Source organism: Paenibacillus sp. CMM36, assembly GCF_053570945.1.
The window spans coordinates 497,456-522,414 of sequence record NZ_JBSEDY010000001.1 but is presented as its reverse complement, the minus strand read 5'-3'; the positions used below and the strand labels follow the sequence as shown (position 1 = coordinate 522,414).

24 protein-coding genes are annotated in these 24,959 nt (G+C 43.0%); 6 read left to right on the top strand and 18 right to left on the bottom strand.

The features are described from left to right. Window positions 1-23 precede the first annotated feature (23 nt). Window positions 24-1,613: an amidohydrolase gene (locus ACWA2B_RS02610; protein WP_449291670.1), complete on the bottom strand. Its 1,590-nt coding sequence runs from the start codon at window positions 1,611-1,613 to the stop codon at window positions 24-26. Window positions 1,614-1,658: 45 nt separating this feature from the next. Further along, complete coding sequence (locus ACWA2B_RS02605) at window positions 1,659-2,357, bottom strand: 4'-phosphopantetheinyl transferase family protein (RefSeq protein WP_029516546.1); 699 nt, start codon at window positions 2,355-2,357, stop codon at window positions 1,659-1,661. Window positions 2,358-2,584: 227 nt separating this feature from the next. Between ACWA2B_RS02605 and ACWA2B_RS02600 the strand changes: the two genes are divergently transcribed. Further along, window positions 2,585-4,051, top strand: coding sequence for an RICIN domain-containing protein (locus tag ACWA2B_RS02600; protein WP_029516545.1), 1,467 nt, complete (start codon window positions 2,585-2,587; stop codon window positions 4,049-4,051). Window positions 4,052-4,160: 109 nt separating this feature from the next. Here the strand turns inward: ACWA2B_RS02600 and ACWA2B_RS02595 are convergent, their stop codons facing one another. Together ACWA2B_RS02595 and ACWA2B_RS02590 are read right to left on the bottom strand one after the other, a co-directional pair. After that, window positions 4,161-4,676: an acyl-CoA thioesterase gene (locus tag ACWA2B_RS02595; protein ID WP_013309488.1), complete on the bottom strand. Its 516-nt coding sequence runs from the start codon at window positions 4,674-4,676 to the stop codon at window positions 4,161-4,163. A 99-nt stretch (window positions 4,677-4,775) separates the two neighbouring features. After that, window positions 4,776-5,324 (bottom strand): helix-turn-helix domain-containing protein, encoded by a 549-nt coding sequence (locus tag ACWA2B_RS02590; RefSeq protein WP_029516544.1) that lies wholly within the window; start codon window positions 5,322-5,324, stop codon window positions 4,776-4,778. Between the two features lie 335 nt (window positions 5,325-5,659). Between ACWA2B_RS02590 and ACWA2B_RS02585 the strand changes: the two genes are divergently transcribed. The 3 genes from ACWA2B_RS02585 to ACWA2B_RS02575 all read left to right on the top strand — a co-directional run bounded on the left by ACWA2B_RS02585 (window position 5,660) and on the right by ACWA2B_RS02575 (window position 8,361). Next, entirely contained in the window at window positions 5,660-6,898 is a 1,239-nt protein-coding gene (locus tag ACWA2B_RS02585; RefSeq protein WP_029516543.1) for an MFS transporter, read from the top strand. A gap of 420 nt (window positions 6,899-7,318) precedes the next feature. Beyond that, window positions 7,319-8,044 (top strand): AzlC family ABC transporter permease, encoded by a 726-nt coding sequence (locus ACWA2B_RS02580; RefSeq protein WP_165145137.1) that lies wholly within the window; start codon window positions 7,319-7,321, stop codon window positions 8,042-8,044. Beyond that, the gene (locus ACWA2B_RS02575) at window positions 8,041-8,361 is read left to right on the top strand and encodes an AzlD domain-containing protein (RefSeq protein ID WP_449291669.1); all 321 of its coding nucleotides are present in this window, start codon (window positions 8,041-8,043) and stop codon (window positions 8,359-8,361) included. The genes ACWA2B_RS02580 and ACWA2B_RS02575 overlap by 4 nt, the downstream gene beginning before the upstream one ends. Before the next feature lie 51 nt (window positions 8,362-8,412). Here the strand turns inward: ACWA2B_RS02575 and ACWA2B_RS02570 are convergent, their stop codons facing one another. The 11 genes from ACWA2B_RS02570 to ACWA2B_RS02520 form a co-directional block, all read right to left on the bottom strand. Then, window positions 8,413-10,134, bottom strand: coding sequence for an ABC transporter ATP-binding protein (locus ACWA2B_RS02570; protein WP_341071847.1), 1,722 nt, complete (start codon window positions 10,132-10,134; stop codon window positions 8,413-8,415). Between the two features lie 24 nt (window positions 10,135-10,158). Further along, the gene (locus tag ACWA2B_RS02565) at window positions 10,159-10,476 is read right to left on the bottom strand and encodes a response regulator transcription factor (RefSeq protein WP_449291668.1); all 318 of its coding nucleotides are present in this window, start codon (window positions 10,474-10,476) and stop codon (window positions 10,159-10,161) included. A 344-nt stretch (window positions 10,477-10,820) separates the two neighbouring features. Then, window positions 10,821-11,420 carry a hypothetical protein gene (locus ACWA2B_RS02560; protein ID WP_152526695.1) on the bottom strand — a complete coding sequence of 200 codons (600 nt, stop codon included), beginning with the start codon at window positions 11,418-11,420 and terminating at the stop codon, window positions 10,821-10,823. Between the two features lie 419 nt (window positions 11,421-11,839). Then, complete coding sequence (locus tag ACWA2B_RS02555; protein ID WP_449291667.1) at window positions 11,840-12,970, bottom strand: radical SAM protein; 1,131 nt, start codon at window positions 12,968-12,970, stop codon at window positions 11,840-11,842. A gap of 17 nt (window positions 12,971-12,987) precedes the next feature. Then, window positions 12,988-13,680: an ABC transporter ATP-binding protein gene (locus ACWA2B_RS02550; protein WP_449291666.1), complete on the bottom strand. Its 693-nt coding sequence runs from the start codon at window positions 13,678-13,680 to the stop codon at window positions 12,988-12,990. Between the two features lie 225 nt (window positions 13,681-13,905). Then, the gene (locus ACWA2B_RS02545) at window positions 13,906-14,640 is read right to left on the bottom strand and encodes an ABC transporter permease (RefSeq protein WP_449291665.1); all 735 of its coding nucleotides are present in this window, start codon (window positions 14,638-14,640) and stop codon (window positions 13,906-13,908) included. 14 nt (window positions 14,641-14,654) lie between these two features. Further along, entirely contained in the window at window positions 14,655-15,362 is a 708-nt protein-coding gene (locus tag ACWA2B_RS02540) for an ABC transporter permease (protein ID WP_449291664.1), read from the bottom strand. Continuing rightward, the gene (locus ACWA2B_RS02535) at window positions 15,359-16,282 is read right to left on the bottom strand and encodes an ABC transporter ATP-binding protein (protein ID WP_190298922.1); all 924 of its coding nucleotides are present in this window, start codon (window positions 16,280-16,282) and stop codon (window positions 15,359-15,361) included. The genes ACWA2B_RS02540 and ACWA2B_RS02535 overlap by 4 nt, the downstream gene beginning before the upstream one ends. A 144-nt stretch (window positions 16,283-16,426) precedes the next feature. Beyond that, entirely contained in the window at window positions 16,427-17,128 is a 702-nt protein-coding gene (locus tag ACWA2B_RS02530) for a sensor histidine kinase (protein ID WP_449291663.1), read from the bottom strand. Window positions 17,129-17,171: 43 nt separating this feature from the next. Further along, window positions 17,172-17,465: a hypothetical protein gene (locus ACWA2B_RS02525; RefSeq protein ID WP_449291662.1), complete on the bottom strand. Its 294-nt coding sequence runs from the start codon at window positions 17,463-17,465 to the stop codon at window positions 17,172-17,174. Window positions 17,466-17,500: 35 nt separating this feature from the next. Beyond that, entirely contained in the window at window positions 17,501-18,214 is a 714-nt protein-coding gene (locus ACWA2B_RS02520) for a response regulator transcription factor (RefSeq protein WP_340931772.1), read from the bottom strand. 165 nt (window positions 18,215-18,379) lie between these two features. Here ACWA2B_RS02520 and yhbH point away from each other — a divergent pair, with 165 nt between their 5' ends. Next, a complete protein-coding gene (gene yhbH, locus ACWA2B_RS02515; protein ID WP_029516533.1) occupies window positions 18,380-19,546 on the top strand; it encodes a sporulation protein YhbH in 1,167 nt (388 codons plus the stop codon). After that, the gene (locus tag ACWA2B_RS02510) at window positions 19,543-20,985 is read left to right on the top strand and encodes a SpoVR family protein (protein WP_069012807.1); all 1,443 of its coding nucleotides are present in this window, start codon (window positions 19,543-19,545) and stop codon (window positions 20,983-20,985) included. Before yhbH ends, ACWA2B_RS02510 begins: the two co-directional genes overlap by 4 nt. Before the next feature lie 191 nt (window positions 20,986-21,176). On the opposite strand, the gene ACWA2B_RS02505 is transcribed toward ACWA2B_RS02510, so the two are convergent. The 3 genes from ACWA2B_RS02505 to ACWA2B_RS02495 all read right to left on the bottom strand — a co-directional run bounded on the left by ACWA2B_RS02505 (window position 21,177) and on the right by ACWA2B_RS02495 (window position 24,747). Next, on the bottom strand, window positions 21,177-22,358 hold the full coding sequence (locus ACWA2B_RS02505) for a WD40 repeat domain-containing protein (RefSeq protein ID WP_342434998.1): 1,182 nt from the start codon (window positions 22,356-22,358) through the stop codon (window positions 21,177-21,179). A gap of 122 nt (window positions 22,359-22,480) precedes the next feature. Next, entirely contained in the window at window positions 22,481-24,064 is a 1,584-nt protein-coding gene (locus ACWA2B_RS02500; protein WP_449291661.1) for a sensor histidine kinase, read from the bottom strand. Further along, window positions 24,061-24,747: a response regulator transcription factor gene (locus ACWA2B_RS02495; protein WP_029516529.1), complete on the bottom strand. Its 687-nt coding sequence runs from the start codon at window positions 24,745-24,747 to the stop codon at window positions 24,061-24,063. Before ACWA2B_RS02495 ends, ACWA2B_RS02500 begins: the two co-directional genes overlap by 4 nt. Between the last annotated feature and the right edge of the window lie 212 nt (window positions 24,748-24,959).

Sequence of the window (24,959 nt, the reverse complement as noted above, 5' to 3'; positions counted from 1 at the left end):
TGGCATACATACTTAGCACCAGCCTATGACCGATATGCAACTTTCCCGTTTACAACTGTCATTCGTACCTTAACATCAAGTAAAGCTTGCGGGCTTTCCGATACATCACGGTCAATGACTGTAAAGTCAGCGGCTTTCCCTTCAGCTATCGTCCCTCTTTCATCAGCCTCACCAGCTGCTACTGCGCTTCCCGTGGTAAACAAACGAATGGCTTCATGTACATCCAGCTTTTCAGCGGGAAGATAGCCCTCATGCATTTCTTCCGGCTTGGCGCGAGTCACTGCCGCATGAATACCAAGAAAAGGGTTTAACGGCTCAATCGGCGCGTCACTACCTCCAGCACATGGAATGCCTGCTTCCAGTAGCTTTTTCCAGGCATATAAATATTCAGTCCGTTCTTTCCCCACCCGATCCAGTACCCAAGGGAAGTCACTTGCGACAAAACGGGGCTGGATGTCCGCGATCAGCGGCAGCTTCGCCATTCTCTTGACCAAATCACCCCTAAGCACCTGTCCGTGGATCAGACGATCTGGCAAACCGCTTTCCTCCGTGAGCGCATGGGCCTCCATCGCTGTCAAAATCATGTGCGCCGCCCCATCTCCTATGGCATGCACAGCCACGGGATAGCCTGCGGCTCTGACAGCAGCCACCATCTGATTCAGCTCCGGCTGCGGTTGAATCGCCATTCCGCAGGTATGCGGAGCATCACTATAGGGTTCAGACAATAATGCCGTTCTTCCACCAATAGCGCCATCGGCAAACATTTTTATCGCACCGATTTTAAACCACTCATTTCCGGTACCTGCACGCAGCCCTTGCACTTTCGCTTCTTCCAAAAATGGATGATAGATGAGCTGGTGTGTGCGAAAAGGAAGGCCTTCTTCTCTCAGCTCCCTGTAAATTCGCTGCATCGTCTCCACGCTGCCCAAAAAACGTAAATCCTCTGTGTGCGCAGCAGTCAGACCAAGCCGTAGCGCATCCAGGCAAGCCCGCCGAATCGTGTCCTTCTTAACCGAATAATCCGGTTCTGGCTGCACGCTAGTAAAGGCAAAGGAGGCTTCCTCATAAACCAATCCGTTCAACCGTCCATCTGCGTCTCGTCCATAGGCTCCCGAAGCCGGGTCAGGGGTGTCCTCGTTAATACCCGCACGTCGAAATGCCTCTGAATTGGCCAAAAACGTATGAAAGCACGTACGAGTGAGATATACCGGATGCTGATCTGTAATGGCATCCAGCTCGGATATATCCGGAATTTCAACAGGAATAAAAGCATTTTCGTTCCAGTTAAGTCCTAAAATCCACTCTCCCGGCGGTGTTACAGCGACCCGTTTGCGTAGCATAGCCAGCATCTCGCCCTTGGAGGTAGCTGATGTTAAATCGAGCATAGATAACTTCATACCATACATAGATAAATGCATATGTGAATCGGTTAAGCCTGGCAGTACATAGGCATCTTCCCAATCCACGGTTTCATATTCCTTACCGGACAACTGCAATTCAAGCTCCCGAGCATATCCGACGGCCTGTATCCGACCCTGCTGTACAACGATGGAGTCTCCTTTGGAAGCCCACTCCCCATACAACCGGCCGTGCTTGAACAAAACGAATGTCAACGCCACTCATCTCCTTTTTTCAACTATACGCATACCCACTTCATATTACGCCTGTGTTGCCACTTCCAAGCGTAGTGTATTTATATCTATCTGCTGCACCTGCTCGGCAAATTGGTCATGAGCTGCACAGACAGCCATTTTATAATCCTGATCCAGCTCATACTGCTTAAAATGATAATACTCGGTGGTAAAGCCCTCTGTCGTGAAGCCTATGAATGGTTGTGCCTTTAGCTCAAATGAAAAAGACTTCAACGGTAGGGTTAGTCCCTGCCCCTCGGCCTTCACAAAGCTTTCCTTAAGCGTCCATAGATCGTAAAAATAGGATAAGCGGCTGTCTGCATCCTGACGCATTAACGCATCATACTCTGTGTCCGAAAAGCACACCCTACCTACCTCAAAATCAATAGGACGGAGCTGCTCAATGTCGATTCCAAGCGGGTGATCATCAATAGCGCATACCACCCATTTTCCCGAGTGAGAAACATTAAAATGGAATGCAGGTGCATTTATTAAGGAAGGCTTACCGAATGCATTGTATGTAAATTGAAGACTGGCATTCGATACCTTCAATTGCCGACAGGCCAACCATCTTAGCAGTACATCGGCATATAAGCCCCTCAAAGCATCTTCCCGATGTAAAAAACGATCTAACTTGTGCTGCTTTTCTAGTGAAACCCGAGGTACCAGTAATTCGTAATGCTCCTCAGCTTCCGGCTTGCTCGTATCAATCGCGTATATTTTCATGGTCGCCTCCTATATACCTAATGAATATCAGCCAGTTTGTAACACTCACCGTTCGATGGAAGTCTGTTAGATATGGATGGCGTGTGCCGTGTACATGGTCAATATACTACTCTAGCACTTTCAATTCAATATGGATACAATTGGGATAAGTAGCTCTATTAAAACTACTTTATAGAGTCCATTAATGAAAGCGCTTTAAAATAAAGCATACAGAGGAGGACGAAACAATGAAATATGATTTTGCCCGCTTGCTGTGTATTATGCTCTCTATTTTGCTGACGTTGAGCATTTTTCAGATGTTTTCACCTAAGATCGCTTCAGCCGCTTCAGCGAATGTCGTGAATGGCATTCAGTTTAAAGATACAGATGGAAACGTAGTCCATGCCCATGGGGGTGGTATGATTAAAGTAGACGGTTACTATTATTGGTTTGGTGAAAATCGTAATCCCAACGGCACGTTCAAGGCGGTATCCGCCTACCGTTCCTCTGATTTAAAAAACTGGGAGTTTCGTAAAAACGTACTGACCAGCAGCTCCGCCGTAGAGCTGAATGTTTCGAATATTGAACGTCCGAAAGTGATTTATAATGAAAAAACACGCAAATACGTATTATGGATGCACAAGGAGAATGGGGTTAATTACAACGAGGCCCGAGTGGCTGTCGCCTCCTCCGATACGGTGGACGGCGATTACACATATCAGGGTAGCTTCCGTCCTCTGGATTACGATTCGCGCGATATGACCGTATACAACGATAACGGTACAGCTTACCTTATTTCGGCTACCCGGGTAAACGCGGATCTGAACATTTATCGTCTGACACCGGATTTTCTGCAAGTTGAATCGCTGGTGACTACACTTTGGCCTGGACAATACCGTGAAGCTCCAGCGATGTTCAAAAAAGGAGACGTCTACTTCCTGATTACATCAGGGGCGACCGGCTGGAATCCCAATCAGGCCAAGTATGCTACCGCATCCAGCATTGAAGGAACCTGGAGTAATACGATAAACTTTGGGGACGGTACGACTTATGGTTCACAGTCGGCTTACGTGATTCCTGTTGAAGGTGCCCAGACAACTTCATACCTGTATTTGGGCGACCGTTGGGCGGGTGCGTGGAGCGGTCCTGTGCAGGATTCTCAATATGTATGGTTGCCACTGCGTTTTCCAACAGCGACTTCATTAGCTATGGATTGGTTCGACAGCATTAATATTGACACCGCCAGTGGTGTGGTCGAGGGGATAACGACCCCAATTGCCATTGATCCGGATGCCTATTATCAGCTAGTGAATCGCAAGAGCAATAAGCCACTAAGCATTATTGGCAATGCAACGACGGACGGCGCAGACCTGGAACAGCGTGCAGATGCGGGAACAGCAAGCCAACAATGGCAACTCAAAGATGCAGGCAGCGGATATTATAAAATTGTGAACCGCAGCAGCGGAAAGCTAATTGGTGTTGAAAGCGGTACTACAACGGATGGTACAGTTATTGAGCAGTGGAGCGACGGAGGCTGGTCCAGTCAGCACTGGCAATTAGTATCCGTAACCGGTGGTTATTACAAGCTGAAAAATCGGGCAACTGGCAAGCTGATCGATATTTCTGAAGGCGCCACCGCCGATGGAGCCAAAGCCATTCAATGGGGCGATAATGGTGGGACAAATCAGCATTTCCGTGTAGTTAAAGTAGAATAGCCCAAGTTATTTTCAAAAGGAGCCGTATTCCGAGCAGATCATGGTGACTGCTAACGGAAATAACGGCTCCTTTTTACGTAAAACGATGAAATTGATAATCTTTAGTACGTTACAGTTCCCACGGATAATCTGTTGTCAGAAAACTAGCCAGCTGCTTGCTTTCTTCCCTCCGCTGACGCCGTATGGCTGCGCGTGATGGAGCCGTCTGGTGCAATTGTAACTGCTCTTCTGTTTCTGGAATCACCTGCGGCACGGTCACTTTACGGTTGTTCTCGTCCAATGCCACAAAGGTCAGGAAGGCGGTGGCTGCGATTTTTCGGTCGCCAGTCATTAGTCCTTCACGAATTACCTTTACGAACACCTCCATCGAGCTACGGCCTGTCCAGGTTACGAACGCTTCTAGCGTGACAGAATCACTCGGATGGATAGGTAGCAAAAAATCCACCGAATCCGTAGAGGCTGTAACTGTGTTCGTACGACACAGCTTAGCAGCTGCAATAGATGCGATATCGTCGATATACGACATCAATCGGCCGCCGAAGAGCGTGTTATGATTGTTGATATCGTTGGGAAATACTCGGGATGTCTTAAAGCAGTAGGTTTCTCGGATGTACTTGCTTTCCATGGGTTCTTTCCTCTCTTTTCCTCGTTGCTCTCTTTTATATCTCAGGATTTTGCAAAATCCTGATGTGGAAGCCTGTTTTAGACTATGCTAATCATCCCACTAATCCGCATAATAAATCAATACATAAAAATCGGCATCCTCATCCGAATCATTGCGGTAGGTATGTATGTCAGATACTTGAAATTGCACGGCATCCCCTGCACTCAGCTTGAGCTGTTGCCCCTGCATCTCAAAGTACATTTCCCCACGGATCATGAGAATCGTTTCCTCTCCCAGATGCTTCTCTGCCTGGTGTGTAAAGCCTGGCTTCAGACTTACCGTGAACACCTCAAACTTCTTTTCCGCGTGATACGGGAATACAGGGTAAACAAAATAGTTACCGTCCTCATCAATAACCGGATGCAGGTCTTCCCTTCGAATCTTCGTGATTTGCGGCGGGTCTTCTTTAAGAAAGGTGGAGAAGGATACGTGCAAACCGTTCGCAATTTTCCAAAGGGTTGTTACCGTAGGATTGGATTTCCCCTTCTCAATCTGAGCCAGCATTCCTTTGCTGACCCCTGTCAGTTCAGCCACCTTATCCAAACTTAATCCTCTAGTCTTCCTGATTTGAGCCAAATTAGAGCCAATAATATACTGCATTGAATCCACGGACGATGCCTCCTTGTATCCAAAAGTCTATATAAGAAGAATACACAAAAGACTGTGTGTTCGCTATATATAGAAGCCGATCAAGGTATATACAAGGCTTAAACGGGAAGTAGGCATGCTATAATTTACTGTAATATGGTCAGGTTCCTCGTTAACTTCAACATGCCAATAAAAACATTTGACATTGAATATAAATGTCCTTAAACTTCACTTATTAAAACGTTTTTGAAAACCATTGTAATATCCTGAAGGAGGGCTGCTATCCTATGACTTTTCCGTCCCTGAACACCCAACAGGTGAGAAAACCAACGTTGACTATCTAGGAGGGACTAAATTTGAATCCGCAAACCCGCAAGTCCCGTTACATGTACACGATGCAGCTGGCGACAATTTTTATTGGCTTTATTGTATTTGGCATCTCGGAAAATATTAAAGGCCCTGCTATTCCACGCATTCAATTCGACTTCAATCTGGATGAACAGCAGCTCGGAACATTGTTGTCTCTAAACGCACTTGGTTATTTGATTGCCTGCTCGTTCACCGCCGTTCTTGTCCGTAAGTGGGGAATCAAGGCGGTCAGCATCATTTCCTTTGCTTCCATGATCATCTCGGGAGTGTTCATCTATCTGTCGCACACGTATCCTTTCTTCGCCTCGTCCTACTTCTTGATGTATATTGGGAACGGCATGCTGGAGATTGCGCTCGCCATTTTGGGGGCGAGGATTTTTGTGAAAAATACCGGCACGATGATGAATTTGTCCCACTTTTTCTATGGGCTCAGCTCAACAGTCGCCCCTTTGCTGGCGACGGGAGTCATGTCACTGACGGTATTTGGACATACGCTGGACTGGCGGGGGATGTATCTGGCTATGTTGTCGCTCTGCCTGCTGCCGATTGTGGCCGCGCTGCTCAGTACCTTCCCGGGAGACGATCTGCAGCATGAGGAACGGACCTCACTCAAGACCCTAACCCGCGATCCGGCACTCTGGATGATGGTAATGATCCTGTCGTTTGGGGTAGTCTCTGAGCTCGCAGTTGGGGGCTGGCTAGTCAACTTCTTAGAGAAAGCGTATTCATGGAGTACGGTGAAGGCGTCCAGCATGCTCTCAGCGTTCTTTCTTACCTTCTCGTTGGGGCGCCTGTTGCTTGGTCCGCTCACTGACCGGATGGGGTTTGTGCTTTCGACGATTCTATTCTCCGCCTTCTCAGCGATATGTACGTTCGCAGCAATCGCGGGTGGGGAGAGACTGGCGTTTCTCTTTGCCGTATCGGGTGCAGGCATTGCAATGATCTATCCGACCGTGATGGCGTTCATAGCACGGAGATATCCGAAGGACAGTGATACAGCTATTACGTTCGTCGTCACGCTGATGGGTATAGGTAGTGTCATTGGCAACTATGTGATCGGCTGGGTAATCGAAGGGGTCAAGATAGTCTACGGCGCAACTACTGAGCTTGGCATGTTGCGCGGGCTCCAGGCGGGATATGGAGTTATCGGTCTATGCGCAGCCATCTGCGCGGTCTCGGGAATTATTCTCTACAGATATCTGAAAAAACGGCAGGAGCTTATATAAGTCACCATCTTAGGGTTGTCCCATAAGTCATGAACTGACTGGGACGCCCTTTTTTTACGAACTCCCCATTCAGTCAAAACAGTCCTTGTATGAACACATCCGATTTGAACACCGCTTTTGGATGCTGGCTGCTGCCAAATCGTCTGCAACCGGAACACGAGCGAAGCTTTTTGGTAAATACATAGCCTTCCTTGGGTCATCAATAGTAAATCAAACAGCTTTTTAAGGGCAATTCTCCTGTATTCTACTCTATTAGGCTGTAATTTTTCTGAATAGAAGAGTGTAGCCGAGAGCGGACAATAATACTGTGTGTTCGCTATAGGTGATATTCAATATAACATACAATTGTGTAATATATTGATACTTTACGACTTCCGTTATATACTATTAAAAAATTTATACACTGGGGGTAAGATTAAAATGTCCATAGCTTCGGAGTTGAGCGGAACGAAGCATGATTCACTCAGCTTTTTACAAGGGGTTAAAGATTGCATTCCTACATTGCTTGGTTATGTATGCATTGGGTTCGCGGCAGGGATTGTGGGCGCTTCGTCAGGGGTTAGCACCATGGAAATTGCCCTGATGTCGGCGCTTGTATACGCAGGAGCCTCCCAGTTTATTATGTGCTCAATGCTGGCTGTAGCCAGTCCTCCATCCGTCATTATTTTAACGACATTCATTGTGAATGCCCGCCATCTGCTGCTAAGTGCATCGCTGGCTCCTTACTTTTCTAAATATTCACTATGGAAAAACATAGGTATCGGCGTTCTTTTGACGGATGAATCCTTTGGGGTAGCGTCTGATAAATTGGCTAAAGGCGGACAGGTCAGTGACCGTTGGATGAACGGGCTTAATATTACAGCTTATCTCGCCTGGATTGCATCCTGTGTGGCAGGAGGGATTCTCGGAAACTGGATTTCCCGACCGGAGGCTTTTGGTCTGGATTTTGCCTTGCCTGCGATGTTTCTTGCCCTACTCATTTCCCAGCTCCAAAGTGTCCATACCTCCAAACTCAAGCATCGTCTGCTGCTTGTGCTATGTATGGCTGTTCTGATGTACCTTTTGTCCTGGTGGGTGCCGTCACATATTGCTGTCATTGTAGCGACCATGATCACCGCAACGATTGGAGTGTTAACCGACAAATGAACATTAATCCCCATGTCCTGTATATCATTATCGGTGCCATGATTGTCACGGCGATCCCAAGGATCATTCCCTTTGTCGTGCTGCAAAGGCTGGCGCTACCCAAGCCAGTGCTACAATGGCTTTCCTATATTCCTATTTGTATTTTCACTGCACTCGTGATGGAAAATCTGCTCGTCCGAACCGAGACCTCCGTCACTTTTAATGGGCAAGTGCTTATGGCTGTCTTTCCAACGCTAGTGACCGCCTTGTGGAGCAAAAACCTGCTGGCTACCGTCGTTGTCGGTATTGTGAGTATGGCTGTAGTTCGACTTTTATAGATGGGGTAGATCAAAAAAGGGTGTAGAACTAACTATAGTTAAATCGTGAAATCAAGTATATATAGGTTGTGTCTGATTTATTGAAGAATCATTTACAAATTTATATAAATGATAAAAATAACCTTTATTCTCTATTAAATAATCAAAGGAACCTTCTTCTACTACTCTTCCATCTGACATAACAAATATCTTATCATATTTCTGCAATGCAGCTTTAGACAAACGATGCGTTACTACCAAACATGTAATAGTTTCGAGACCTAATATCACCTCTTCAATGGCATTCGCCGTTTCACTATCCAAAGATGAAGTTGCTTCATCAAGGAGTAATAACGGTGTTTGCCTAATTAAGGTTCTGGCAATCGCAATTCTTTGTTTTTCTCCCCCTGATAGCCTCCCTCCTTTTTCACCAATCTGTGTGTCCAAACCATAAGGCAATTTATCGATAAGTTTATTAAGCCCAGAGGCACTTATCACATTGGAAAGAATCTCATCTTGGAACGATTGATACATTGTAATATTTTCTTTAATACTGCCATCGAATAAAAAAACGTCTTGCTGCACAACCGATTCTAACCGACACCAATCCTCAGCAGATATGAACTTTAAATCCAAATCATCTACATAAATAATTCCATCATAATCATCATATTGTTTCATTAGGAGCTTAAGCAAAGTAGACTTTCCAGACCCGCTAGGCCCTACAAGGGCATATTTCCCCCCTTTATTCAAAACCATGTTAATATCATGTAAATTTAGGTGATTTCGGGCATAACCAAAGCTCACATTTGTAAAACGAACTGAGTGTTCTATTGATGTTTTTTTTATATATTGGTTACCATCCTGATCTTCGTGTAAAATTTCTAATATTTTAGCCGAAATATCACGCAATGCCCTAATTTGAGTTATGTATTGAATACTCATATATACTGGATTGACAACTTTATTAGTCAACTGTACACAAGCGATCATAGTACCTAGTGTGATAGCTCCTCGAATGGATAAAAAACTGCCAACAAGAAATACAGAGATAAACATTACTCCGCCAAATACATCGCTCAATGAGCTTACATAAGCATTTAATTTAAAAAATAAATACTTATTATTTTCAACGACAGTATTATTCAAACTAAATTGCTGCTCCACATGTTGCTCTACTCCATAGCTTTTAATAACAGCAAATCCAGAAAAAACATCATTTATTTTTATCGTAAATTTTTCTAAAGCATCTGCAATATTTCGTTTTCCAGCTCGGATTTTTTTTTCAAAAATACGTGGAATTAAAATAGATATTAGTGTAAGTAAAAGTAATATAACAACAATATTAGGACTCAAAACAAACATAGCAAAAAGAGCCGCCAAAAACGAAACTCCTGTACTGGTCAAAGAAAATATATTTTTTAAGTAATCATCCTCAATCATTTTAATATCATTATTCATGATCGAAATGTACTTTGCACTATGGTTTGAAGTAAACTGAGAATGGTCTTTATATAGAATATGTTGGAAAACAATCTCTTTTAAAAGCAACACCGTCTTACAGAGATAAGAAGATTGCGATAAATTGGAAAACATTTTTACGAGAGAGTTAATTATAATGAAGCCTATTGCAATTAAGGAAATTTCAATAAACTGCTTTTCCCCCTGCGATGTGGCGGTGTCTATTAAACTTTTGAATATAAAGGCTAGATAAATATCGAGCAAACTAGCGAGACTGATCATAAAAATGACTACAAAAAACCTATATTTATATTTAAATAGAAATAAAGTCATTTTCCTGCCTTCAGAAAAAGGTATTCACATATGAATTATTCCTTTAGACTTAGCTGCCATTACGGCCTCAGTTCTTGTATGAACATTGAATTTACTAAATATATGTGTCAAATGATATTCGACTGTCCTCTGGCTAACATATAAAAGGGCTGCTAGCTCTTTGTTGCTTTTTCCTAGTGCTAACCCTTCTAGAATTGAGCGTTCCTTAGGGCTGATTAATATATCATCATATTCTGGAATGGTATGTAAGCTTTGAAATAATTCCATTGGTAACGTAGCCAATCCATCTAAAGCATTACGAATGGTCCGCATCAATTGTGCCGATGTAGCTGTCTTATACACAATGCCGGAGATGCCAAGTTTCAATAACTGCTTTATTTTGGGAGACTTATGGTTTGAAATGCTTATTATTATTGGCCGATCTCTTCTGTATATGGGCTCCAGCTCATCCAAACTGATTAATTCTATATCACAAACTAATAGTTGCTAATCCTCAAATATACCTTTTTCAATAAAATCAGTATACGATCTAAAAAAAAAATGCATACATGTCCTTTTCCGGCTCAATCCATACTTTGAGTTTATTTTGCCAAGTCAATTGATTTTCTATGATTACAATGGTATTTATATCGATCACCCCCTTGCCTCCTAGAGCTAAAATAAAGGCTCACTGAATGTAAACCAATTTATTTACCATAAATTTCGTACCTTTTTGAATTAAATAGTAAAGCTGCAAAACTTCCTGAAATTATTGTAACAATTACATTCATTACTACTGAATCCCAATGAATTGTTTCTTTAATGTCGGGAAAGGTTGGTCGATTGGAAAAGGTACTTATTGTAAGCATATTGGCGTACTGTTTAAAAGATTCTAGTGATGATGTTCCAATGCTCCAATGCCAAGACCCTTTTATTATTAAAGCAAATTGAAAGCCGATTACTGCAATAAAAATAAAGGCAATCAATAGGTGACCTGTCGCTACCTTTTTACTCACCCATTTTGCTAAAGAGATTGCAAACCCCATCAATGAAAGCCCACTTAACATTCCAAAAAACTTTGAGCAAAATAAATATAAAATACCTTCGGAAGGACTAGTTGACTGCACAATGCGCGTTAAGTATAACCCTTGCGGATTAAGAAAAATCTCTATGAGAGTTGCCCCCCATACAACCATAATTCCAATTAAAAATACTATTGATTTAATAAAAAATAGACTTGATGTTTTGAGTGGTAGCATATGATTAAGTGTCATTTTTCCTATAAAAAACTCATTGTAAAAGTCCATAAATATGTAAATGGGTATCAATATCCCTATAACCATATTGATTAGTAGATAAGAGAATGCTAATTGTTGATGATTATTAATTAAAAAATGAAGACTAAATATACCGCTTAAGATCGTAAGAATAGCAAACACCATAAAATGTCTTTTGATTTCTACTTTAAATATATGAGAAAATAACATATTAAGCCCCTTTTCAATGAAATAGCCGCCTGTTTAGTAAAAAACAGGCGGTAATACAGAAGATTTTGTTTAAACATACAAGACACAAGAATTTTTGTTATCTACAAGACAAAATGCAGGAGTTACAGAGTTCATTACTTTTTGAGGTTTTACAATCCACCGCATTCAACTCACCTCCTTTCAAATATATTAATAGCTATAGTTAAATTTTCCAGATTTATTGATGACGAAAGTTAAAACTAAGCATTTGAATTAAGTTGTTCAATACTAAAATTTTCGCTAATATGTCCAATTAAACAGTTCTTATTTCCAACCGTATTCCAACACTTCTGAATACCTCCATCTGGCTGAATGACCATAGAGTTAGCTGCGATTGCTGCGCAAGCAACCGGTTCATACTGAGGATAGTAAGATATATTCAACCCTTTTTCTAATGCGCTTTCGTATAACTTTATTATTACCTTTGAAAAATCTTTATTCGCATAACAACTGCTGTTACTGACGCACCCCCCTGCACTATATTCAGTAGTTGCTGAAAAATAAATGCTTACTTTCTCTTTGAAAAGTTGCCTCCCCATATATTCCATATACTCATTCATAAAATGAATATTATCCAAATCCACATTTGTTCTAATCGTAATATGGATAAATTCACATGATTTATTAATATTTTCTATTATCTTATCAAAAGTGCCTTCTTTATTAGCTAATATTCTTCTTTGATCGTGGCTTTTTTTTGATCCATCTATTGTAATTTGGATTCTTTTAACACCTAATTCTTTCAATTTCTTAGCCCGGTCAGGTGTAAGTAAGTATCCATTACTTACCATAAAATGATCAATAGATATTTTATTTTCATTAGCGATAAAGTTTATACGCTCCATAAGACTGGTTATATTTTTAAATTCAAGTAATGGTTCACCTCCTGTCCAATTCACAATAATACGTTTAAAATGTAATTCTTCAACCGACTTTTCTATATAAGTCAGAATTTCATTCTGTATTTTTTGCGAAAAAGCTCTCTTTCCTGATTTAGAAGTCAAATTTTCAAAACAATAAGAACATCTAAAATTACAGCTAAATGTAGGCAAAATAGTTAAATTCAAGGTCTCATTCTGATGTCTAACTATTTTGAACTGTTCCTCTATCTGGTCTAGTTCTTTTATAGGCCCTACATATAGGAACTGACCTTGAAGTAATTGTTCTTTCTCTGCACAATGTTCAAGATAGTCCATATCTTTTTGAATTAAGGCATTATACAAACCCTTATGTATTTCACCGAATCCATTCGATAAGCTGTTATAAATTAAATAACTTTCCTCATCAGAATCATTTAATAGCAAATATTCGTTGTAAGATGAAACTCGCAAAATTAATCCTCCTCATCTTAGATCATAGACTTGAATATTTCCTCTATAGACTGTTCATATTCGTCTCTTATATCTTTTACATTTCCTTGTAGCAGTACCTTTCCGTCATTCACAAATGCTACATCAGTAAACAATTTTTCAACATCATTAATTAAATGAGTACTTATAATAACCGCACTAGTAGGATCAAAGTTATCAAGTATAATTTGTATAATCTTATCCCGTGTAGAAGGATCCACAGCCGCCAAAGGTTCATCCAAAATATACAGCGTTGCTTTCCTTGCAAAAGCCAAGGAAATACTTAATCTTTCCTGCATTCCTTTAGATAAAGATTTAATTTTGTCGTTTATATCCAAACCCAATGATTTCACCATTTTGTATGCTAAACCTCGGTTAAAATCGACAAAAGAATGTTCAAAAAAAGCAATAGCTTGCTCGATGGTCATCCACTGGTAAAGAAATTCTCTGTCAGGCAAATAAGAAACGATCTTCTTCGTTTCAACACTAGGTTTCAAACCTTTAATACGAATCTCACCTCTATAATCCCTCAGCAGAGATACGATGAGTTTCATTAATGTCGTTTTCCCTGCTCCATTGGGACCAAGAAGTCCTAAGATAGTTCCAAGCTTTATTGAAAGAGTTAATGAGTCAAGAGCTTTTTTACTACCATACTTCTTTGTAACATTATTACAATTCAATATATAATCCAATATACCAACCCCTTATAAGTATCCTATAATATTATTTAAAACTTTTTTATTTTCACATTTTTTCCAAAAGAAGTGCTCTTTCTTCTATATATTACTATCTGATTTGAAAGTAAACAACGCAATTTTTCCGCAAGATTTTGTCGTTATTTTTGTAATCATTGTTTATTTCAATTAACTTGTCGACTGAAAGGATCGCTTATGGATTACATCCTCATGCTATCCTAACTACAACCAGTCCCTATTCACAAACATCTTTCTCCCACCATACAGATAGGCTAAAAACGTAAAAATGACAATCAATCCGAGGCTGTAAGGCTCAACTCTGGGTGCATAAGTCGCTGTTTGCGGCATCATAATATAATAAGGAATCGTAAAAGGAAACCACGCACCTATGGAAGAGTGAAAGCCTGTTATGACAATATTAGGAACCACACAACAAATAGACATCCCCAGAGAAGCTCCAAAATTCCGAATTTTTATCGAGAGCATAAGCTGTAGTGCTGCTAGGGGGAAAATCCCGAGCCACCCTCCCAAACCGGTAGAAAGAACGACAGACCAAGGGATTTCTCCTGGAGCACCTGCTATCTTTCCACTTACAAAATAGCCTACTACAAATATAAGTTGATCAAGACCCAGTATGAGAATGAGCAATATATATTTTGCATAATAAATTTGCTGACGAGGATACGGGCTGCTTAATAAAATCTTCCATCCCCCATCCCGATGCTCATAAGCACACAAAAGAGAAGCGATAATTCCACAATAGAGCGGATAAAAAAACATAGAGTGAAATTGCGCTGAATAAGTATATAAAGTTAACCAACTGGGCGAAAAAAACTGCTTCAAATCGTTCAGCTCCAGGACTCCCATTAAAGAATTTATGACCGCATCTAATATAATGAGAATCCATACCATGATCCATTGAAGCTTTATCATCTCTACGCGTAAAATAGAGCCCATGTATCTTCTCCTCTCTATTTGAATTCGTGCTTGGTAAACTGTAATGTACCAAGTCCCGTAAAGATGACTCCTGCACTTAAAGCAACAATCACCCAAATCATGTGTTCCTTCATCAGAGGACTTGATAGTGCAGGGTACGACCAAGGCAATATTTTAATCCACAGAATACTTGTGCGTGCCAAAAACAAGCTTGCAATAGAACCGAATATACCAAACGCTAATGGGAATGCCTGATTAGTGAAATGTGTAGACAACCAAAGTTGAATTGCAAGTACTGGTAGGGTAGCCAAACTTGCATTAATCGGCTGTAAGAGCATGATTCGCCAAGGAATGGGTTCGTTTGTATATAACACCCAGATGAGGCTCATACCTGCTACAGTGATCAAGGCGGTACCCAATTGCAGAATCACGATCCATACGATTTTGGATAAATAGATATAACTTCTGGGAACAGGCATGGCCATAAGTTGCTTCCATGTTTGAGTATCATGCTCTGTACCGGCCATAATGCTCGCCAAAAGTGTGCCGCCAAGCAGCATCACAAACGAAAGGAACATAAACATAACAGCAAAACCAGCATAGACACCTCCTGGTCCTTGCCGAAAGTAAAGATACCATTCCACAGCAGTCATGCCTGTAAGTACACACCCCTGTATAAGAGGAATCCACCAGCATATTCTCTTCAGCTTAAGCCCCTCTGCCTTTATAACCCGGAGTATCATAAGCTTCGCTCCTTACCTGTCAGCTCCAGGAATATCTCCTCCAATGTTTTTTTCTTCTCTGTGACCCGATAAATGGGATGATTGTGTTCCACAAGCACCTTGATCATCTCCGAAGATTGTTGCCGATCTACAATAGGGGTCACGACCTCATTTTGTTCAATCGATTCAGCTCCGGCTGTCCATCCATGCTGAATCAGTGCACCGGCAGCCAAAACAGGATCTGGGGTTTCAATGAATAATTGAGGCTTGCTTTTGGCGGTGAGTTCCTTCATCGTTCCCTGGAAAATCATTTCACCCTGATTAATAATTCCTACATAGGTTGCAATCTGCTCAATTTCGCTTAATAAATGGCTCGAAACCAGTACCGTCATTCCGTAAGCACCAGGGAGGCTCATAATTAACTCCCGAATTTCCTGAATACCAGATGGGTCCAAACCATTCGTCGGTTCATCAAGTATCAATAATTTGGGGTTGGCAATAAGCGCCATAGCAATCCCCAGTCTTTGTCGCATCCCCAAGGAATATCCTTTTACCGGACGATACGCATCCTTGGTTAATCTCACTAAATCCAGCACTTCATGAATTCTTCGGGTCGGCAGTCCACGCATGGTTGTAACGATTTCCAAATTTCGATATGCGGATAAATGGGCATAATAGGCAGGTGATTCAACCAAGGAACCAACATCTTTTAATATTTCCATACGCTGATCCTTCAGCTTTTTCCCAAAAATCTCAATTTCTCCGGAGGTGGATTTAATCAGCCCAAGTAGCATACGAATCGTGGTTGTTTTACCCGCCCCATTAGGTCCCAAAAACCCATAAATTTGTTGTCCAGGTACCTGGAGATTTATTCGTTTTACAAATTCCCGCTTTCCAAAACGCCTAGTTAGCTGCTGTGTATGTATTACATATTCAGACACTTCCTGATCTCCTCTCGACTTCTAATGCTGAAGTTTAAGTTACATACAGTTTACTGAAGTAAAGTTAACATCAAGTAAACAGTCCCTAAACAACAGGCAAAAAAATCGAGCACACTGCAAAATGTGAGATTCGATGTTACAAAGTTAGTTGTTTAGCGGCAGTGAAATCTCCATCCTTGTACCCGCTTTACTGCCTGAAAGGATATGAAGCGTTCCGTTGTGCGCTTCAATAAAGCTTTTGGCAATAGGTATTCCATGCCCTTCGGAGTGAGATACCTGCTTACACTCATTAGGATTCATTCCTATTCCATCATCTTCGATAGAAATATGAAGCTTATCGTTCTCTTTGTTCACTTCCATGGAAACGTGTGTACCTGGAGGATTATGAATGATGGCGTTAATCAAAAAATTCTGCAGCGCTCTGCCTAATAGCTTGCTATCGAAGGACATAATACAAGTCGCCTCCATGGACGTAAAAGAAAATTCGTATTGCTCAGCCGAAGGATGGTTAGCGATATCTATGACTGCACTACGGAGAAACTCCACAATGTCCTCCTTCTCCAATTGGACGGGCAGTGGACTTTCCTTAAGCTGCATAGAAGCATTCAAATCCTGAATCAACTGCTTCATTTCAGTCACTTTCTCACTGATACTCATACTAAAGCTTCTTCTTTCTTCATCGGACCAATCATACTCTTGAGCAGTCAGCATGGCCGCATATCCTTCAATATAAGATAATGGTGTTTTGAGATCATGGCTGACACCTGCTACCCACTGCTGTTTTCGTTTCTCTAATTCCACTCTCTCTTCCTCATTGCTGCGCAATTGAGACGATAAGATGTTCATTTGTTCAAAAACTTCTTTATACAATTGATACGGAGGTTTATAGCTATTTTTCTGATTTTTTTTTGCGCTCCGGTAGTTCCAGTTCACTTAGCGGTGCTTGGAATTCCCCCGTCGCAATATTTCCAATCCATTTAATTACATACACCAAAGGTTTGCCTATATACCATCCGTAGGCAGCTATGAACACAACACTCTGCACGATACCAAGTCCTGTCCAGAATAGATTAATATTTATATTTTGAGATGCTCCAAATATACTTTTTATAAAAATATATAAGATCGTGCAAATAACAAAACATAGGACATAGGCCAGTACAAAACATAACGTTACTTTCATAAAACGGAAGGACATCTTAACCAGAGAGTTCATCCTCATTCCTCCATCTTGACTGACATCATTTTATAACCAAGCCCCCTTACATTGATTAAAGATTGCGGGTGCTTGGGATCAGGTTCTATTTTTTTCCGCAAACGGGAGATATGAATCACTACGGTCTTCTCATCACCCAAGAAGGCCTCGCTCCATATCGCCTCGTAAAGCTGCCGTACACTGAAAATACGGTTAGGGTGCTTGCACAAAAATACCAGCAGCAGCCATTCACGTGCCGGACACTCGACCTGCTTGTCCTCCACATACAACACACCGGATTCCAGTTCCAGTCGAAAATATCCAAAATCTAAAGTGCGTAAGGTCGGTTTCATGGCCACTGTCGAAACTTTCCGATATTTCATTCGTGCCTTCATACGGGCAACGACTTCCAGCGGGTTAAACGGTTTGGTAATATAGTCGTCTCCTCCGATACCGAACCCCATTAATTTGTCTAGATCTGTATCTCTTGCCGTCAAAAAAAGAATAGGGGCATCCGTATATAGACGCATTTGACGACATATCTCAAACCCATCGCTATCAGGCAGCATGACATCAAGTACAATCACATCTATATGAGATTCCATCACGACTTGCAGCGCTTCCCGCCCCGTTGCAGCATGCTTAACTTGAAGGAACCCTTCTTTTTTTAACACCGTTGTCAGCATATCCCGCAATCCCTGCTCATCGTCTACTATAAGTACTGCAATTTCTTCCATAACCCAAGGTTCTCCATTCTTTTTTTACATTTTTTACTTTCATTATAAAAGCAAACGGGCAGAATTTAAATCGAGTTCCATCACATATCGTTCATCCCCGTGAATATACTTAATAACCAACAAGGCCAAACTGTGCCGTGTATCCACTTGGGGGGGTGCCTAATAATGCCAGAACCACGCCAGCCATATTCATTCGTCGTATCCCGCGAAGATTGGTCGCTGCATCGCAAAGGGTACCAGGACCAGCAACGTCATCAGCAGAAGGTCAAAGATGTCATTAAGCAAAATCTACCCGATCTGATAACGGAAGAAAATATTATTATGTCGGACGGTCAACAGATTATTAAAGTGCCGATTCGCAGCCTGGATGAATATCGCTTCATTTATAACTATCAAAAGCAAAAGCATGTAGGCCAAGGGGATGGAGATAGTCAGGTGGGAGATGTCATCGGGCGTGATTCTGCCTCCCAGAAGCCTGGTAAAGGTGAGAAAGCCGGCGACCAGCCGGGACACGATATTATGGAAACGGAAGTCAGCATAGAAGAGCTGGAAGATATGCTGTTCGAGGAAATGGAATTGCCGAATTTACAGCAAAAAGACAAGGATCAAATTGAGGTTGAATCTATCGTGTTCAATGATATACGTAAAAAAGGCATGCAAGCGAACATTGACAAGAAACGAACCATTCTCGAAAATCTACGCCGCAACGCCCGTGAAGGGAAGCCCGGCATTCATCATATTAGTCCGGACGATCTTCGTTACAAGACATGGGAAGAGAAGACCATTCCCCAATCCAACGCGGTCATTATAGCCATGATGGACACCTCAGGCTCAATGGGCGCTTTTGAAAAATATTGTGCTCGCAGCTTCTTTTTCTGGATGACCCGCTTTTTGCGCCGTCAGTATGAAAAGGTGGAAATTGTCTTTCTCGCGCATCATACCGAGGCTAAAGAGGTTACGGAAGAAGAATTTTTTACCCGCGGAGAAAGTGGCGGCACGATCTGCTCTTCCGCTTATTTGAAAGCCCTAGAGATTATCGATAAACGATATCCTCCTTCCAGCTACAATATTTATCCCTTCCATTTCTCGGATGGCGATAACCTGACCTCGGACAATGAGCGGTGCGTGAAGCTAATCGAGGAACTTATAAAGCGGAGCAATATGTTCGGCTATGGCGAAGTGAATCAATATAATCGCAGCAGCACGTTGATGTCAGCCTACAAGAATATTAAAAAGGATCAGTTTATGTACTATGTCATCAAGGAGAAAGGTGAGGTATACCAAGCCTTACGCACCTTTTTTCGCAAACGGGAAGGGGGAACGGTGGGATGAGCACCGACCAGAAGGAGCTAGAATATGCGATATCAGAAATTATGGAGATTGCAGATGGATTCGGGCTCGACTACTACCCGATGCGATATGAGATTTGTCCGGCGGATATTGTTTATACGTTCGGAGCCTATGGTATGCCCACGCGCTTCAGCCACTGGAGTTTTGGAAAAACGTTTCACAAGATGAAAATGCAGTACGATTTTGGATTGAGCAAAATTTATGAGCTGGTCATTAACTCCAATCCCTGCTATGCCTTCCTGCTGGAAGGAAATTCTTTGGTGCAAAATAAACTAATTGTCGCTCATGTACTGGCACACTGTGATTTTTTCAAACACAACGCCCGCTTTTCAGCTTCTAATCGCAATATGGTGGAGAGTATGTCGGCCACAGCAGATCGAATCAACAGCTATGAAATGGAATATGGTTCAAAGACTGTTGAATCCTTCATTGACTCTGTACTGGCGATACAGGAGCATGTAGACCCACAGCTTATCAAACCAAGGCATCTGGATAAACAGCGCTATATGGAACTCAAAATCAAGGAGCAAAAAGAACCCAAAAAACACCAGCGTCCCATCGGACCTTACGATGATCTGTGGTCACTGGACACAGTAAAGCAGCATGATTCGGCCGAGACCGAGGGTATTAAGGTACGCCAGTTCCCACCGGAACCTGAAAAAGATATCGTCTGGTTTATTCAGGAATTCTCCGAGGTACTGGAGGACTGGCAGCGAGATATTATGACGATGCTGCGGGACGAAATGCTATATTTCTGGCCCCAAATGGAGACCAAAATCATGAATGAAGGCTGGGCCTCCTATTGGCACCAGCGGATTGTCAGGGAACTGGATTTGACCGGGGAGGAAACCGTTGAATTTGCGATGCTGAACGCTTCTGTCGTACAGCCTTCCAAGCAAAGCCTGAACCCGTACTATTTGGGACTGAAAATATTTGAGGATATTGAAAAACGTTGGGATAACCCAACCCGTGAGGAGCAAGAGCGACAAGGGCGCAAACCGGGCGAGGGTCGAGCTAAAATGTTCGAGGTGCGAGAGTTTGACTCAGACACCTCTTTTATACGCAATTACATGACCAAGAAGCTGACAGAGGATTTGGATCTGTACGTGTTTGAGAAACGAGGACCTGATTGGAAAATTACCGATAAATCCTGGGAAAACATACGGGATCAGCTCGTGTTTTCACGTGTGAATGGAGGCTCCCCTTATATCGTCGTCGAGGATGGAGATTACCTGCATACGGGCGAGTTGAAGCTCAAGCACCAGTACGAAGGCATTGAGCTAGATTTAAAATATATGGAGCGCACGCTTCCGTATGTATATCAGCTGTGGGGGCGCACCGTTCATTTGGAAACGATGATTGAGGGTAAGCTCGCCTTATTCTCATATGACGGTAAGAAGCATCATCGTAAATTTGTATAGTCATGCATCAATTTCATAATACCTCTAGCTGCTTCAATTAAAACTAGATATAGATCAAAATGTTTTAATTTGTCTATTTCTAGTTACAACCATCAAACTTTAATGAGTTATGAAATTGATTCTCATATAAAATCAATAGCCAGTCTGCATTTAAAAAGGCGCATTCCGAACAAACGGATATACGCCTTTTACTACTTTTCCTTAAATTCGACGATATAGCTTTGATTGAGCTGTTTTCCACCTTCCGAAATGTTCTGGTACATGGATAAAAACCGGGCGGATGGGCTCCATACCGTTGGGCTGTCATAGGATTGGATATTGGTCGTAACCGGAGTGGTTTTACCCGTGGACTGGTCAAATACATACAGCCCTCTCATGCCTTGCTGATCCTCATCATAAATGGAAAAAGCAAGCTTGGACCCGTCACTGGACCAGCTTCCACGACTCATTAAAGTACCTTGCCCGACAATTCCTTTCTCTTTGCCCTGTTCATCCAAAATGATCATACGGGCTGGTTCGGATGTATTCCATTTCCGCTTTTCAATGGCAATAGACTTACCGTCAGGCGACACGGCAAAGGACATGGCACCCTCTGCAATGGTCACAGCCTGAGGATGATTAAGGGTGAACCGATTCAGCACTGGATACCCTTGTTTATCACTGCCTGTATAAAATATGGCGTTACCCACTTTTTCAACATGAGACATCAATTCAGAGCGATTCGGATCTTGAAAATTCAATTCTTCAGCTTTGCCGTCCAGACCAATCAGTCGGATTTTACCATCCGGTGTGCCTGTAATGAGATGATTCTCATCGCTCCAGCTCACTTCGTTAGTCATATCCAACTTGCCAATCGATGTAACCTTACCACTGCTTAGTTCCAAAATGTAGCCCTGAATATCATATTTGCTGTTGGGGCTACCTTCAGTAAAGAAGACATGGCGCTGATCCGGTGATACCACAGCAAGTAACTGTGGAGCTTTACGACCTGGTGTTAAAATCCGCTCCTTGTCTGTCTCTACATTATGAATCCACAGCTGGGTTTTACGCTCCACAATCAGCTCTTCGTCACTCAGCCAAGACCTCGCGTAGACATCCCCCAGCCTGTCGATAGACGATACCACCAGCTCGTCCGTTACTTGCTGCTGGGCTGCATCCGTGTCAATCACAGTAAGCTGTTGGCCCGGTTTCATACCGAATGCTGGATTTGTCTCTCCTGCGCTCTTCATGCCACAACCGCTGAGCAATCCTCCGGCGATTAAGCCGGTCATAAGCAGCCCAGTGGCTTTCTGTCTGAAAATTCTTGTACGGGAATCTTCGCGATGAGAGGAACCGTTCTTTTGCCCATAGCTGTCTATGTTTTTCTTTATCATGTACAACGGCCTCCTTGTTAACGATACCCCCAGTTTAATGCCCGAACATCTCATGAATACATCGAATTGTTTCCAAGTTGTAAACAAGACACCATTCTAGCCCTGTGCTAACAGTTGGCCGTTTACAGGGAGCCATCGTGAACCAAGAGAGGGAGTCTAAGCGAAAATTCATTTCCACTTACATTTGTATGCCTGTTGTCATTTTCCAAGCTACTATAATCTGAAGCTGTAAGCTGCAACTCTCCCCCCATGCGCTCCGCCAGTCTGCGTGCCAGAGGAAGACCGAGTCCCGTACCGCTGTCCTGGCGAGATCGATCACGACTTAAAGTAGCAAACGGCTCAAAAATCATGTCCCATTGCTCCCTAGGAATCCACGGACCGGAATTGCGTACATACACAATCACAGTGTCCTGTTCTACCCGATTCGATAACGTAATCCATCCACCGTCTTGATTATACTTTACTGCATTATCCAGCAAATTTAGTACAATATGCATCAGATGCTTAGGGTCTCCCCACACCTGGGCTGGAACGGTATCTATCGAAAAATCCAGTCTACGCGCTGCCGCTTTTCCTCGAATATGGCTCCCCGCATCTTCCAGTAACGAATGCAGTTCCACAACCTCCGTATGCAATTCAAAATCATATTTATCCAGCACAGATAGCCGCAGCGAGTCCTCGACAAGCTCGTATAACCGTTTTGTTTCCTTACTGATGCTTTCTCTCGCTTCACGCACCAGTTCAGGATCATCCCCATACATATCCAGTAAATCAGCATAAGCTTGAATAGAGGTTAACGGGGTCTTTAGTTCATGACTGATATTTCCAATAAAAGATTTTTGCTGCTGCTCTAGCTCTCTCAAACGCTGAACCGTTTCTTCCAGCCGAAGCTTTTCGTTTTCCAGCGCGGTAATGCTCTCCCGGATCACATGGCTCATCTGGAGCATTCCTTCATCCAGTCTTCCCAGCTCATCCTGCCGCCGAAGCAGTCTGGCTTCCGGATAATGCCCTGCCGATATCTGTTCAGAAGCGCGAGTTAGTCTTCCGATGTCCCTCGTCTGGCGGCTGACATAGCCTAAACCTAAGATAAAGCTCAATACCAGCACCGCACCCCCCGTCCATAGAAACAAGTGGGCAATGGCCCGGTAGAACTGCTGCTGCGCTTCTATTGAGCTGTGAAGCTGTACCACTCCCAGTAAGCCGTCCGGACCTTGAAGCGGAGCCAAATAAGTGATTGCGCTTCCTTCCGTAATGTATGCAATTTTGCCTTGGATCGCATAGGAGAGCGCCTGGCTGACATCTGTTCTAAAAGCCAGCGGTAGAGAATTGCCAACCTCATGCCCCTGACCATCATATAAAATAACGCGCATATTACTGGATACGCCCAGTTCCACTGCGAGCCCAGGTGCCTGCTTCTTCATAAAGTCTTCCGGTGATTGGCGCACTCCCAACAGGTAAGACTGTTTTACACGCATTTCTACAATTTCGGCCTGACGCTTTAAGCTGCGTTCCATTTGATCTGTCTGGTTAGCGCGAATACCAGTAAGCACGAGCCAGCTCAGCACACCGACAGTAAACAGCAGCAAAGCCGCCAGTACCAGCGGAAATTTCCAACGCAGGCTCAAGCCTGTAGGTTTGCGTTTACGCTTCTGCTGGTCGGTGGACCGCGAGTTTCCTTGCTGATGGAGTGAATGATGTTCGTTCACGTCATTTTCTCTGCCTTATAGCCGATACCATACACGGTCTGCAATATCGCCTGATGCGGCTCAAGCTTCTTGCGCAAACGCTGGATATGAATATCCACCGTCCGCGTTCCTCCCACATAATCGAAGCTCCATACCTGCTCCAGCAGCTCGTCCCGTGTATACACCCTTCCGGCATGAGATACCAACAGCGCCAGCACATCAAACTCCTTGGGGGTCAGATCCAGCGCTATGGCTCCAAGTTCAGCTGTTCGGCTGGACGGACGTACCCGTAATGGGCCGAGTACCATTTCTGTTCCTTCCGGGGCAGGTGCTCCTTCTCGCTCCAGTCTCCGTACCAATGCTTTAATACGAGCGAGCAGCTCCCTCAGATCAAACGGTTTGCTCATAAAATCGTCCGCACCCAGCTCCAGTCCGAGTACCTTATCAACGATATCGTTTTTGGCCGTCAGCAGTAAAATACCGATGCCCTTCCGACTTTCCAAACGGCGGCACACCTCATATCCACCCAGTTTGGGCATCATCACATCCAATATGAGCACATCCGGATGGAACAAACGTATTTTTTCCAAGGCGTCCTCCCCGTCAACGGCGGTTTCCACCAAAAAGCCCTCTCGCTTTAACGCATAAGCCAGCGCATTTCGAATGCTCGCCTCATCGTCCGCTATCAGTATTTTCTTATCCATGTCCTGCCCTCCCTGCTCTCGCTTCATTTTATTTTACGCTCCTGGCGACAAAGGGCAAGCCCGCGACCTGAACTTATGTTACTCCAACTTTCCATAGCGCCATCATTAGACATTGACTCTTTTTAATGTCAAGGAAATATGACGCAGTATAAACATCTCTTCCCTCACTGCCTTGCGCTTTGAAGTGTCTTACCTGTCCGTATATGCTAAAA